This is a genomic window from Nonomuraea sp. NPDC049421 (genome assembly GCF_040677005.1).
GTDB classification, from domain to species: domain Bacteria; phylum Actinomycetota; class Actinomycetes; order Streptosporangiales; family Streptosporangiaceae; genus Nonomuraea; species Nonomuraea salmonea.
In genome coordinates this window covers 146,661-159,211 of sequence record NZ_JBFAQA010000029.1, presented here as the reverse complement: position 1 = coordinate 159,211, position 12,551 = coordinate 146,661, and the positions used below count along the sequence as shown (strand labels likewise).

Annotated in this window: 12 protein-coding genes; 6 read left to right on the top strand and 6 right to left on the bottom strand. The window is 71.3% G+C overall.

The annotated features are described in order from the left end of the window. The first annotated feature begins 244 nt into the window (after nucleotides 1-244). Nucleotides 245-988, top strand: a complete 744-nt coding sequence (locus tag AB0K18_RS38500; protein ID WP_364924985.1) for an ABC transporter permease — start codon at nucleotides 245-247, stop codon at nucleotides 986-988. 42 nt (nucleotides 989-1,030) lie between these two features. Continuing rightward, complete coding sequence (locus AB0K18_RS38495) at nucleotides 1,031-1,528, top strand: NUDIX domain-containing protein (protein WP_364924981.1); 498 nt, start codon at nucleotides 1,031-1,033, stop codon at nucleotides 1,526-1,528. Here AB0K18_RS38495 and AB0K18_RS38490 read toward each other — a convergent pair. After that, complete coding sequence (locus tag AB0K18_RS38490) at nucleotides 1,525-2,208, bottom strand: flavin reductase family protein (RefSeq protein ID WP_364924978.1); 684 nt, start codon at nucleotides 2,206-2,208, stop codon at nucleotides 1,525-1,527. The two genes, AB0K18_RS38495 and AB0K18_RS38490, sit on opposite strands and share 4 nt — an antisense overlap. A gap of 56 nt (nucleotides 2,209-2,264) precedes the next feature. Further along, a complete protein-coding gene (locus tag AB0K18_RS38485; RefSeq protein WP_364924975.1) occupies nucleotides 2,265-3,317 on the bottom strand; it encodes a serine hydrolase domain-containing protein in 1,053 nt (350 codons plus the stop codon). 130 nt (nucleotides 3,318-3,447) lie between these two features. Between AB0K18_RS38485 and AB0K18_RS38480 the strand changes: the two genes are divergently transcribed. After that, nucleotides 3,448-5,073, top strand: a complete 1,626-nt coding sequence (locus tag AB0K18_RS38480; RefSeq protein WP_364924972.1) for an AMP-binding protein — start codon at nucleotides 3,448-3,450, stop codon at nucleotides 5,071-5,073. Between the two features lie 37 nt (nucleotides 5,074-5,110). On the opposite strand, the gene AB0K18_RS38475 is transcribed toward AB0K18_RS38480, so the two are convergent. After that, nucleotides 5,111-5,656, bottom strand: a complete 546-nt coding sequence (locus AB0K18_RS38475; protein ID WP_364924969.1) for a dihydrofolate reductase family protein — start codon at nucleotides 5,654-5,656, stop codon at nucleotides 5,111-5,113. Between the two features lie 194 nt (nucleotides 5,657-5,850). Between AB0K18_RS38475 and AB0K18_RS38470 the strand changes: the two genes are divergently transcribed. From AB0K18_RS38470 to AB0K18_RS38460, 3 genes are all read left to right on the top strand, one after another. Then, nucleotides 5,851-6,342 (top strand): hypothetical protein, encoded by a 492-nt coding sequence (locus AB0K18_RS38470; RefSeq protein WP_364924966.1) that lies wholly within the window; start codon nucleotides 5,851-5,853, stop codon nucleotides 6,340-6,342. 157 nt (nucleotides 6,343-6,499) lie between these two features. Continuing rightward, nucleotides 6,500-7,168 (top strand): TetR/AcrR family transcriptional regulator, encoded by a 669-nt coding sequence (locus AB0K18_RS38465; protein ID WP_364924963.1) that lies wholly within the window; start codon nucleotides 6,500-6,502, stop codon nucleotides 7,166-7,168. A 316-nt stretch (nucleotides 7,169-7,484) separates the two neighbouring features. Beyond that, nucleotides 7,485-9,476: a GAF domain-containing protein gene (locus AB0K18_RS38460; RefSeq protein WP_364924960.1), complete on the top strand. Its 1,992-nt coding sequence runs from the start codon at nucleotides 7,485-7,487 to the stop codon at nucleotides 9,474-9,476. Here the strand turns inward: AB0K18_RS38460 and AB0K18_RS38455 are convergent. The 3 genes from AB0K18_RS38455 to AB0K18_RS38445 are packed head-to-tail and all read right to left on the bottom strand — an operon-like array spanning nucleotide 9,358 to nucleotide 12,545. After that, nucleotides 9,358-10,428, bottom strand: coding sequence for a branched-chain amino acid ABC transporter permease (locus tag AB0K18_RS38455; protein WP_364925011.1), 1,071 nt, complete (start codon nucleotides 10,426-10,428; stop codon nucleotides 9,358-9,360). The genes AB0K18_RS38460 and AB0K18_RS38455 overlap by 119 nt on opposite strands. 2 nt (nucleotides 10,429-10,430) lie before the next feature. Next, complete coding sequence (locus tag AB0K18_RS38450) at nucleotides 10,431-11,294, bottom strand: branched-chain amino acid ABC transporter permease (protein ID WP_355416738.1); 864 nt, start codon at nucleotides 11,292-11,294, stop codon at nucleotides 10,431-10,433. Nucleotides 11,295-11,303: 9 nt separating this feature from the next. After that, entirely contained in the window at nucleotides 11,304-12,545 is a 1,242-nt protein-coding gene (locus AB0K18_RS38445) for an ABC transporter substrate-binding protein (protein WP_364375481.1), read from the bottom strand. Nucleotides 12,546-12,551: the final 6 nt, after the last annotated feature.

Sequence of the window (12,551 nt, the reverse complement as noted above, 5' to 3'; positions counted from 1 at the left end):
CGTTGAGGTCTTACACCAGCTCCACAGGCGTTTCACCGCTCCGCCGGCCCGGCGGCGAGGATGTTTCCGATCGTTCGTCCGGTGGCTTGGTCATCGCCACCGCCGAACACACTACCGAACCCTGCGGTGCCGCACGGCGTTTTGACGCCGGTTCGCCTGACGGCGAACCGGCTGCCCCTGTCCTGCTCCGCAGGGGTCCGATTCCTCTCCCGCCTGAGGGCGGGAGATTCCTCGGAGGTATCTGATGACGACGTTCCTGCGTGACACCGCCACCGTCTTCGCCAGGGAGCTGCGGCCCAGCCTGCGCAACCCGGCCGCGATGCTGTTCGACATGGGGCAGCCGCTGCTGTTCCTGTTCCTGTTCGGGTCGTTGCTGGGCGGGGCGGTCGGGTCGTCGTGGCAGTGGTTCGTGCCGGGCATCCTGGTCATGATGTGCCTGACCGGCCCGATGAGCTCCGGCTACACGCTGCTGGTCGAGCTGATCGGCGGCGCGATGGAGCGCATGATGGTGACGCCGCTGAGCCGTACGGCGATGCTGATCGGCAAGAGCATGAAAGCGGTGGTCACGCTGGTCGTGCAGGCCGTGCTGATCATCGTGCTGGCGCTGCCGCTCGGGTTCGAGCTGCACGCGGCGGGGGTGCTGGCCGGGCTGGCGCAACTGGCGATCTTCGGCGTGGGGCTGGGCGCGCTGTCGTTCGTGCTGGCGATGAAGTCGGTGCCGAGCGGCACCCTGTTCTACGTGGTCAGCCAGTCGCTGCTGTTCCCGTTGCTGCTGCTGTCAGGGGTGCTGCTGCCGCTGGAGACCGCGCCGGGGTGGCTGAAGGTGCTGGGGCAGATCAACCCGGTCACGTACATCGTGGACGCCCAGCGCGCCCTCTTCGCCGGCAACCTGGGCGAGCCCAGCGTCCTGTACGGCACGCTCACCGCCTGCGTCGTCGCCGCGATCGGCCTCTACCTGGGCAACCGTGCCATGAGCAAGGGCCTCTGAGCCGTTTTGACACCCCCGCGCGGCGGGGACCAGAGTGAGCCGGTGACTCAAGTGCTGGCCACGCTGACCGTGCCGTGGATCCCGGTGGCCCACCGCCTCGATGTCGTCAGGGCCGCGAGCCTGCCGCCCGACGGTCGGACGACGTCGGCGTTCGCCTTCGTGTCCGACTCCGCCGGCCGCACGCTGATGACGTGCGTCGATCGCGTGGGCCGCGGGTGGGACATCCCCGGCGGCCACCTGGAGCCGGGCGAGGGCGCCGTCGAGGCGGCGGCCAGGGAGCTCTATGAGGAGACCGGGCTGCGGCTGCCGCCGTCCGCCCTGTCGGTCTTCGCCTGGCAGCGCATCGAGCTGCTGGAGCCGCCGCCCGCCGGCTACCGCTACCCCTCGCTGGCCTACATGGTGATGTGCCGGGCCGCGCTGCCGGGGCCCGGCGCCGCCACCCGCCCGCCCACCGGGTCCGAGAGCACCAGGGCGGCCTGGCTCACCCGGGCCGAGATCGACCGCCTCTGCGGCGAGCAGACGTGGTCGCTGCTGCTCTAGACACTGCTGCTCCAGACGCTGTGCGCCCGCCCCAGGTCCTCGTCCGGCCGGTAGAGGCGCTCGGGGATCGTCGCCAGGGTCGAGCGGTGGACCTGGGGGCCGAGGCCGTACAGGTGCTGGAAGCTCATGATGAGCGGCCGCCAGGCGTCCGGGTCGATCCGGTCGTCCGTGCCCGTCATGCGGATGTCCTCGTGCACCCAGACGCGCTGCACCCGCACCTCGAACGCCAGCACGCCGCCGTCGTCGACGGGGTGGTGGCGCTCCAGCACGGCCTCCATGGCGACCGGGCACTCGGCCGCGCGGGGCGGCGCCACCGTCTCCGACGCGAGCGGGGTGAGCCCGGCGCGGCCGAACTTGTCGCGGACGAACCGGTAGCCCCGCTGCTCCTTGCCCTCGGGCACGGGGTCGCAGCCGGTGGTGAGCGCCAGCCGGTCCACGGCGGCGGCGAGCGCGTCCGACGGCAGGTTCAGCACGCACTCGCGGGTGCGCAGCAGGTTCTGCGCGGTCTTGGCGCGCCGGCCGAGGCCGAGCACGGCCCGCCAGCCGAGCCAGAAGGCCGACGACATCGGGGCCAGGTTGGGTGAGCCGTCCTCGTTCACGGTGGAGATCAGGACGACGGGCGTGCCGAAGTAGAGGATGTTCGGCTCTATCGCGGTGTGGCTCTGTACGGTCGTGGTCATGACCATCCACTGTCGTACGTGCTCACCGCGCGCGCTGGCGGCCTTCGGACCTCGCGTCAGCCGCAGAACGTCCGCACCGCGATGCCCATGACCTCCTCCGTCGACGGGTTGCGGGTCGAGGGGTTGAGCGAGAGGGTGAGCGACTTGCCGGTGTCCGAGCGGAAGACGAAGGTCAGGTAGCCGATCAGCTCGCCGCTGTGCCCCCATACCGTGCCGCACGGCAGCTTGTACGCCTGCAGCCCCAGCCCGTAGCCGAACCCGGCCCCCGTCTCGACGGTCGTCCGCATGGCGCGCAGCGACTCGGCGCTGGTCAGCTTGCCGCCCAGCAGCGCCGCCATGAACCGCTCGAGGTCGGCCGCGGTCGAGATCATCTCACCGGCCGCCCAGTCGAGCGACGGGTTCATCCTGGTCGCGTCCACCAGCTCGCCGTCCACCGGCTCGTACCCCTTGGCGTGCGGCGACGGCACCCCAGGCCTGTTCCCCGGCACCAGCGTGTGCCGCAGCTTCAGCGGGCGCAGGATGCGGCGCTCGACCTCCTTCCCGTACGGGCGGCCGGTCAGCTTCTCCACCAGCAGGCCGAGCACCACGTAGTTCGTGTTGGAGTAGTGCCACTTCCCGTCGTCGGGCAGCTTCTTGGCGAAGGCCACCTTGAGCAGGTCCTTCGGCCGGTACGAGCGGAACCTGGCCGTGCCGCGCCACCGGTTGGTGGAGTGGCCGGGCTCGCTCATGTAGTCGTACAGGTGGCTCGTGTGGTCGAGGAGCGCGCGGACGGTGATCTTCTCGCCGCCGGGCACCAGCCCCGGCAGGTGGTCGGCGATGGGGTCGTCGAGGCGCATCTTGCCCTCGTCCACGAGCTGGAGCACCACGGTGGCGACGAAGGCCTTGGTCACGCTGCCGATCCTGAAGTAGCCGTTCGGCGCGGGCCTGCCGGCGCGGCGCAGGTCGCGTACGCCGGCGGCGCCCGCCCACGTCCTCCCGCCGTCTGTCACGCGGGCCAGCGCGGCCGTCGCGCCCTTGCCCGCGACGATCTTCTCCAGGTCCTGGCCCACCCCCGGGCTCGCCGTCGCCACACTCGCTGCCACCAGCACGTTCATCAGCGTCTGCATCATGGCCCCAACGCTAGGGACGGCGAGATCGCGGCAGAATGCGGTGCTCCGTCCACTTCCCCTGTGGAAAACCGCAGGGTGCGCCGCGAGCTGGGGCTGGCGCGGGCGTCCCTGCTGACGGATGCTTCACATCATGGGTGAGTCACTGCTCTCGTACGCGTCGGGCGTCTCCGCCGTACCCCTGCTGGGCGAGACGATCGGGGAGAACCTGGAACGCACGGTGGCCCGGCATCCCGGCCGGGAGGCGCTGGTGGAGGTGGCGACCGGGCGGCGGTGGACGTACGCGGAGTTCGACGCCGCCGTGAACGAGGTGGCGCTCGGCCTGCTCGCGCGCGGCATCGCCAAGGGCGACCGGGTCGGCATCTGGGCGCCGAACTGCGCCGAATGGGTGCTCACGCAGTACGCCACCGCCAAGATCGGCGCCGTCCTCGTCAACGTCAATCCGGCCTACCGCGGCCACGAGCTGGACTTCGTGGTCCGGCAGTCGGGCCTGCGGCTGATGGTCAGCGCCGTCGAGCACAAGACCAGCGACTACCGCGCGATGCTGGCCGAGATCGGGTTCGGTCCCGTGGTGTTCATCGGCGAGCCCGGCTGGGACGAGCTGGTCGCCGCGGGCCGCAGCGCCGACCCCGCCGCCCTGCGCGAACGGGCCGCCACGCTGTCGTTCGACGACCCGATCAACATCCAGTACACCTCGGGCACGACCGGCTTCCCCAAGGGCGCGACGCTGTCACACCACAACATCCTCAACAACGGCTACTTCGTCGGCGAGGGCGTCGGTTACACCGAGGCCGACCGGGTGTGCCTGCCGGTGCCGCTCTACCACTGCTTCGGCATGGTCATGGGCAACCTGGGCGCGACCTCCCACGGGGCCTGCGTCGTGCTGCCCGCGCCCGGCTTCGACCCCGAGGCGACGCTGCGGGCGGTCGAGAGCGAGCGGTGCACGTCCCTGTACGGCGTGCCCACCATGTTCATCGCCGAGCTGGGCCATCCGCGCTTCGCCCGCTACGACCTGTCGTCGCTGCGCACCGGCATCATGGCGGGTTCGCCGTGCCCGGTCGAGGTGATGAAGCGGGTGATCGGCGAGATGCACATGAGCGAGGTGGCGATCTGTTACGGCATGACCGAGACCTCCCCGGTGTCCACGATGACCAGGCGGGACGACGGGCTGGCCCGGCGTACGGAGACCGTCGGGCAGGTCATGCCGCACCTGGAGATCAAGATCGTGGAACCGGCGACCGGCCTCGCGGTGCCTCGCGGCGAGCCCGGCGAGCTGTGCACCCGCGGCTACTCCGTGATGCTCGGCTACTGGGACGAGCCCGGCAAGACCGCCGAGGCCATCGACACCGCCCGCTGGATGCACACCGGCGACCTCGCCACCATGGACGAGGAGGGGTACGTCAACATCGTCGGCCGGATCAAGGACATGGTGATTCGCGGCGGCGAGAACGTCTACCCGCGCGAGGTCGAGGAGTACCTCTACACGCATCCCGACATCGCGGACGTCCAGGTGATCGGGGTGCCGGACGCCAAGTACGGCGAGGAGCTGATGGCCTGGATCGTGCTGCGGCCCGGCGCGCCGCCGCTCACCGCCGAGGCGGTCAGGGAGTACTGCGCCGGACGCCTCGCCCACTTCAAGATCCCCCGGTACGTGCACCTCGTGGACGCCTTCCCGATGACCGTGACGGGGAAGATCCGCAAGGTCGAGATGCGTGACACGGCCGTGGAGTTGCTCGGCCTGCACGACGTCTCGCGCTGAGGTCACCCGGCCGCGCCCGCCCCCGTTGCGTGCCCCCTCAGGCGTCGGCGGGGACGTAGCTGGCCCGAATCACGCCCGACGACCACGTCTCCGACCCGGTCAGCTTGAGCGGGTGCGTCGGCGTGTCCTCGAACAGTCGCTGCCCGCGCCCCACCGCGATCGGGTGGACGAGCAGGTGCAGCTCGTCCAGCAGGCCGTTGGCGAGCAGCCACCGCACGGTCGTCGCCGACCCCGACATCTGCAGGTCGCCCTCGCTCCGCTCCTTGAGCTCGCGCAGCCCGGCGGCGACGTCGCCCGAGATGACGGTGGTGTTGGCCCAGTCGGCCTTCTCCAGGGAGCTGGAGACGACGAACTTCCTGGCCTCGTTGAACGTCGCGGCGATCTCCGGGTCGGCGTCGGTGGTCGTCCAATAGCTGGACCACTCGTCGTACAGCTTCCTGCCCATCAGGAAGCCGTACGCGCTCTCCATCCCCGCCTGGACGAACGCTCCCATCTCATCGCACCAGTAGGGGAAGTGCCACTGGTCCGGCGACTCGACCACGCCGTCCACCGAGATGAAGAAGCTCGACACGATCTTGCCCACGGTTGGGTCCTCTTTCCTTCTTTCGCTTTCGTCGATGAACGAGACACTAGGCGGCCGAGTCCCTGCCGGTCTTGTACAGAACCGACAGCGGCGCTTTCCTGGTGGCATGAGCGGTAGGTGGCCCGTCCCGCGCCTGCGGCGGCCTGGGGGCGGGGTCAGGAGCGGGGTCAGGAGCGGGGTCAGGAGCGGGGGGCGTGTGGCATCCGGCCGAGCGCCTGGTGCTCGACCTGCTCGCCGCGCGTCTCGGCCGGGCCCACCGCCGCGACCTGAAGCGGGCGCCGGAGTGGGCCCCGCTGGAGAAGCGCATCCGGCGCGACCTCGTCCGCCGCGGCCTGCTCAGAAGGGGAACGCTCGGCCCCACCCAAGCGGGCGACGCGGCCTGCCGAGCCGCCCTGGCAGCCCATCCGGCCCGGGACGGCACCTTGGAGTCCTACGTCCTCCACGGCCCACCGACCCTGGTCCCGGCGCTCGTGATGACCGCCCCCGAGGAAGACGATGACGACCCGGGAGGCGGCACCGGCGACGGCTGGGGGAGGCTGCCCGGCAGGGAGGTTTTTCACCTTCACCTGCATGTGGTGCCGCGTTATCCGGGTGACGGGATCGTGATCGCGGCCGGTGGGCGGCGGCGGGCGCGGGGCCTGCTCGACCGTGACGCGGCGCTCATCCGGGGCATGCTGCCCGGCTGAGCAACGGGTGCCGAGAGAGGTGGTGACTAAGCGCATAGTCAGCTCTAGACTGCGAGTACGAAACACTCGCGGCAAGAGGTCACGACCAGGTGGCCGGCGGGCTCCGCGGGCGGCATCGATACCACGCACTCGGAGTCGAAGGGGGCGAGGGTCGCGGATGGCCCGACGGCAGGCCCGATTCACCGCGCAGGACTTGGCGGCAGATCCCCGGCTGCGTGACCACTCTCCCGATCTGTGGCGGGCGGACCTCGGGGAGGTGCAGCGCGGCCTGCTGTCCTCGGCGGTGCGCTGCTTCGCCGCCAACGGCTTCCACGCCACGACGACGCGCGACATCGCCGAGTGCGTCGGGCTCAGCCCGGCCGCGCTCTACGTGCACTTCCCGTCGAAGGAGCTGGTCCTGTTCGAGGTGATCAGGGCCGGTCATGAGCGGGTGCTCGCGCACATCAGGGACCCGGCGATCGTGGCACTTGAGGGGTCGGCGGAGCGGTTGCGGGCGATCGTGTCGGCGTACACGGTGTGGCATGCCCGCCACCACGTGACGGCGCGCGTCTGCCAGATGGAGCTGAACCATCTGACCCCCGAGCACTACGGCGAGATCGTGGAGCTGCGCCACCAGACCAACGGCTACTTCAGGGGCGCGGTGGCGCGCGGCGTGGCGGACGGGTCGTTCGCGAAAGTCGACGTCAAGCGGGTCACGCGGGCGATGTTGTCGCTGACCATAGACCTGGTCCGGTGGTACCGGCTGGACGGGGCCGACTCCCCTGAGCAGCTCGGCGAGTTCTACGCCGGCCTCGCGCTGAAGCTGCTGGCGCCGGACGGCGAATAGTCCGGCCACCGGTTGACAAGCGACCGTTCACGGACTGACTATGCGCTTAGTAACCTGGCGGACTCCGATCAGACCCCTGCTCGTTGTGCTCTGGAGGCCCCATTGCATGCCCTGTCGCAGGACCTGACCACCCTTCCACGCACCCGACCCGCCGGCCCGCATGCGTGACCATGCCGTGCCCGCACCCCGGCCCGCACCCCGGCTCGCACCCCGGGCAGCGCCCCGAACCGCGCCCCCGACAGCGCCCCAGGGCGTGCCCCAGACTGTGCCGCCGCCGACCCCCCGCACCCGGACGGACGCGCCGATGACCGTGCAAATGACCGTGCAAACCCCCCTCGCATCGTGCAACGTCTTCCTCGACCTGCTGGCCAGGGAGGCCGCGCCGGTCGAGTTCGAGGAGCCGGTGGCCTCGGCCCGCGCGGCGGGCGCGACCCCTGAGACGCTGGCCCAGCTGGAGGCGGCCAAGCTGACCGCGCTGCGGGTGAGCGCCGGCATGCGCAGGCAGGCGCGCCGGGAGGCCGAGCTGACCGCGCTGTTCGACCTGGCCGGCGACCTGGCCGGGCTGCGCGACCTCGACGCGATCCTGGAGGCGATCGTGCGCCGCGCCAGGCGGCTGCTGAACGCCGACATCGCGTACGTGACGCTCAACGACGACGAGTGCGGCGAGACCCGCATGCGCATGACGGACGGCTCGATCTCGGCCGCGTTCCGGCGGCTGCGGATCCCGCTGGGCGACGGGCTCGGCGGGCTGGTGGCGCAGACCGCGATGCCGTACAGCACCGAGCACTACCTGCGCGACCCCCAGTTCAGGCACCAGGCGTTCATCGACGCCGCGGTGGCCGAGGAGGCACTGGTGGCGATCCTGGGCGTGCCGATGCGGGTGGGCAGCCGGGTGATCGGCGTGCTGTACGCGGCCAACCGCACCGAGCGGCCGTTCGCGCCCGAGCAGGCGGTGCTGCTGGGCTCGCTGGCCGCGCACGCGGCACTGGCCATCGGCAACGCGCGGCTGCTGGCGGAGACCAGGGCGACGGTCGAGGAGCTGGACGCGGTCAACGGGCGGCTGCGGGCGCGCGGCGCGGCGATCGAGCGGGCGGCGCAGGCGCACGACCGGATGACGGCGCTGGTCGTCAAGGGCGGCGACGCGGGGGACTTGGCGGCGGTGGTCACCGAGGTGCTGGGCGGCACCCTGTACGTGCTGGACTCGGCCGGCCGCTGCCTGGTGGCGTCGGGCGAGGCGGTGCCGCTCGCCGAGGACGACCTGCCGGCCGTCACCGCCACCACGCATCCCCGGGGCGGCACCACCCGCCACGGCGACCTATGGATCACCCCGATCTCGACGCCCGGCGAGGTGCTGGGCGCGCTGGCCCTGCGTACGGACGCCGGCCTCGACGACGCCGACCGCCGCATCCTGGAACGCGCCGCCCTGGTGACGGCGCTGGTGATGCTCCTGCGCAGAAGCCCGGCCGAGGCCGAGGCGCGGGTCCAGGGCGAGCTGCTCGACGACCTCCTGGACGGCAAGGCCGGCGAAAGGACCGGCGGCTGGACCGACGGCTGGGCGACGGACGGGCCGACGGGCAGGGCGACAAGCAGGGCCGGCGATCGGCCCGGCGGCGGTGCGGCGGATGGGGGGCCGGGGCTCGAAGCGCGGATCCGGCGGGTGGGGCTTGAGCGCAACGTGCCGTACGTGGTGCTGTCGGCGCGCTGCGCCTCGCCACGGCATCGCGGACGGGCCGCGTTCTGGGCGGCGTCCTATGCGGCGGCGGCGCACGGGCTCGCGGCGGCGCGCGGGGAGGAGGTCGTGCTGCTGCTGCCCGGCGACGTGCCGGGTGAGACGGCACGGCGGGTGGCCAAGGAGCTGGGGGCGGCGCTGGCGGCGCCGGTGACGGTCGGCGCGGCGGGCCCGGTGCGCGACCTGTCCGGGGTGCCCGCCGCACACCGGGAGGCCAGGCGCTGCGCCGACACGCTGCTCGCGCTCGACCGCATGGACGACGGCGCCGACGCCCGCGAGCTGGGCTTCGTCGGCCTGCTGATCGGCGCGCACCGCGACGCCAAGGGGTTCCTGGAGGCGACGCTGGGCCCGGTGCTGGACTACGACGCGCGCCGGGGCACGTCGCTGGTGCGGACGCTGGAGACGTACTTCGGCAGCAGGTGCGCGCTGTCCAGGACGGCGGAGCGGCTGCACGTCCACATCAACACCGTTCACCAGCGGCTGCATCGGGTGAGCCGCCTGCTGGGCGAGGACTGGCAGGAGCCGGAGCGGGCTCTGGAGATCCAGCTGGCGCTGCGCCTGCATCGGCTGCGGAGCTGAGCGGCGGCGTGGTACGACGGGTGGCGATCAGGTGGCGGACGGTCCCCCAGATGCCGCGACGGAACAACAGCACGATGACGATGAAGATGGTGCCGGTGACGATGCCGATGCCCTCGAACCCGGCGGTGGCGAGGAAGTCCTGGAGCTGGACGACGATGGCGGCGCCGATGGCACCGCCCCACAGCGTGCCGATGCCGCCGAGGATGACCATCATCACGACCTGGCCCGAGGTGGTCCAGTAGAGGCCGTCGAGCGAGGCGAAGCCGTGCCCGATGGCGAAGACGCCGCCGGCGACGCCCGCGAGAGCGGCCGACAGCACGAACGCGAGCAGCCGGTAGCGCTCGACGGGGTAGCCGAGTGCGCGGGCGCGGGAGGGGTTGTCCCTGATGGAGACCAGCACCCGGCCGAACGGCGAGCGGACGATCCGCCAGGCGGCGGCGAGGCCGAGCAGCACGAACGGCAGCCCCGCGTAATAGAAGTAAAAGGGGTCGTTGAGGTCGAGGCCGAGCAGGTCGCGCGGGATGCCCTGCAGGCCGTTCTCGCCGCCGGTGACCCCGCGCCACTGGTTGGCCAGGAAGTAGAGCATCTGGGCGAAGGCCAGGGTGACCATCGCGAAGTAGATGCCGGTCAGGCGTACCGAGAGATAGCCGATGGGCAGCGCGAGCAGTGCCGCGAACGCCGCGCCGCCGATGATCGCCACCGGGAACGGCAGCCCGCCGTGCAGCACGATCAGCCCCGTGGCGTACGCCGACCCGCCCCAGAACGCGGCGTGCCCGAACGACAGCAGCCCGGTGAAGCCGAGCAGCAGGTCCACGGCCGCGGCGAACAGCGCCCAGCAGACGATGTCCAGCGCGACCGGCGGGTAGATGAGCCACGGCAGGACGAGGGCGGCGACGAGCCCGGCCACCAGGAGCACCATCCCGCCCCTGCCGGAGCGGGCCAGCCTGGACATGATCACCGGTACGCCTCCTCGCGTCCGAACAACCCGGCGGGCCGCCACAGCAGCACGGCGGCCATCAGGATGAAGACGAGGATCTGGGAGAGCGCGGGCACGTACAGGTTGCCCAGCGCCGACACCAGCCCCACGGCGAACCCGGCGGCGACCGAGCCGAACACCGAGCCGAGCCCGCCGATCACGACCACGGCGAAGACCGTGATGATCAGGTCGGCGCCCATCAGCGGGTTGACCGCGCGCATCGGCGCGGCCAGCACCCCGGCGAAGGCGGCCAGCGCGATGCCGAAGCCGAACACCGGCGTCACCCAGCGGCCGACGTCGATGCCGAGCGCGCGGGTCAGCTCGGGCCGCTCGGTCGAGGCCCTGACGATCATGCCGACGCGGGTCCTGGTGAGCACCACCCACACCGCGAGGCACATCAGGACCGAGACGCCGAGCACGAACACCTGGTACGCCGGGTAGGTGAACAGCCCCAGGTCGACCGTGCCCTCCAGGGCGGGCGGCCGGGGGTAGGGCTGGGAGTTGACGCCGTACTCGCGGCGGATGAGGTCCTGGAGTATCAGCGCGAGCCCGAACGTGAACAGGAAGTTGTAGAGCGGGTCGAGCGGCGCGAGCCGCCGGATGAACAGCCGTTCCAGCACCGCGCCCGCCACGCCGAGCAGCAGCGGCACCAGCGCGAGCGCCACCCAGAAGTTCAGCCCGAACGAGTCGAGCGCGATGAACGCGCCGAAGGCGCCGAGCATGTAGAACGCGCCGTGGGCGAGGTTGACCACGCCCAGCATGCCGAAGATGACGGCCAGGCCGAGGGCGAGCAGGGCGTAGAACGACCCGCCCACCAGCCCGTTGAACGCCTGCTGGAGCACGCCGGCCGCCTACAGCTTGCAGGCCGGGTCGGGCTGCGGCTGGAACGCCTCAGCGGCCGGGATGGTCTTGAGTACCTTCTCGTAGTCGTACGGCTCCTTGACCTCGCTCTTCGCCTTGACCTCCGTCAGGTACGCGTCGTGCAGCAGCAGGTGGTCCTGGGCGCGGATGGTGCCGTTGCGGACGAACATGTCCTCCATGGAGTGGCCTTCGAGCTGCGCGACCACCTTGTCGGAGTTGTCGGTGCCGGCGCGCTGCACGGCCTCCAAGTACTGCAGGGCGGCCGAGTAGTTGGCGGCCATGTTGGAGGTGGGCCGCTTGCCGACCTTGGCCTGGAACTTGTCGGCCCAGGCGCGGGTCTGCTCGTCGAAGGTCCAGGCCCACATGGTGGTGTAGCGGGTGCCGGCCAGGGCGTCGGGCCCGAGCGAGTGGATGTCGCTCATGGACAGCAGCCCGAGCGCGAGCTGCACGCCCTTGTCGCGCAGCTTGTACTCGTTGTACTGCTTGACCAGGTTGATCAGGTCACCGCCGGCGTGCATGGTGCCGAGTACCTGCGGCTTCGGGTCGAGCCCAGGGGCCTTGAGCAGGAACGTGGAGAAGTTGTCGTTGGGGAACGGCGTCGGGTCCGACTGCACCACGGAGCCGCCGGCCCCCTGGATGGCGGTGCTGAACGTCTTGTTCATGTCCTGCCCGAACGCGTAGTCGGGGTAGACGATGTACCAGTTCTTGGCGCCGTCCTTGGTGACCTCGGTGCCGGTGCCGTGGGCCAGCATGTAGCTGTTGTAGCCGTAGTGGAAGGTGTACTTGTTGCACGCCTTGCCCTCCAGCTCGGTGCTGGCGGCGCCGACGTCGATGAAGACCTTCTTCTTGTTCTTGGCGACCGTGGCGACGGCGAGCGCCGCCGACGAGGTGGGCACGTCGAGGATGACGTCGGCGTGCTCGCGGTCGTAGAGCTCCTGCGCCTTGGAGTTGGCGATCTCGGGCTTGTTCTGGTGGTCGGCGGCCACCACCTCGACCTGCTTGGCCACCGCCTTGTCGCCGTATTTGGCGCGGTAGTCGTCCACCGCCATCTTGACGGCCTCGACCGTGCTGCGGCCCGAGGTGTCGGCGTAGATGCCCGACTGGTCGTTCAGCACGGCCAGCACCACCCCGCCGTCGCTGATCGCGCCGCCGCCACCGCCGGGCCCGCCGCCGCATCCGGCCAGCACCAGCGTCGCGGCGGCCAGCCCGCCGCTCCAGCCCGTGATTCTCATGTGCGG

Coding starts and splice junctions, on each gene's coding strand:
- AB0K18_RS38500 (WP_364924985.1), top strand. CDS start 245: ATGACGACGTTCCTGCGTGACACCGCCACCGTCTTCGCCAGGGAGCTG.
- AB0K18_RS38480 (WP_364924972.1), top strand. CDS start 3,448: ATGGGTGAGTCACTGCTCTCGTACGCGTCGGGCGTCTCCGCCGTACCC.
- AB0K18_RS38460 (WP_364924960.1), top strand. CDS start 7,485: ATGACCGTGCAAACCCCCCTCGCATCGTGCAACGTCTTCCTCGACCTG.
- AB0K18_RS38485 (WP_364924975.1), bottom strand. CDS start 3,317: ATGATGCAGACGCTGATGAACGTGCTGGTGGCAGCGAGTGTGGCGACG.
- AB0K18_RS38455 (WP_364925011.1), bottom strand. CDS start 10,428: ATGTCCAGGCTGGCCCGCTCCGGCAGGGGCGGGATGGTGCTCCTGGTG.
- AB0K18_RS38465 (WP_364924963.1), top strand. CDS start 6,500: ATGGCCCGACGGCAGGCCCGATTCACCGCGCAGGACTTGGCGGCAGAT.
- AB0K18_RS38445 (WP_364375481.1), bottom strand. CDS start 12,545: ATGAGAATCACGGGCTGGAGCGGCGGGCTGGCCGCCGCGACGCTGGTG.
- AB0K18_RS38490 (WP_364924978.1), bottom strand. CDS start 2,208: ATGACCACGACCGTACAGAGCCACACCGCGATAGAGCCGAACATCCTC.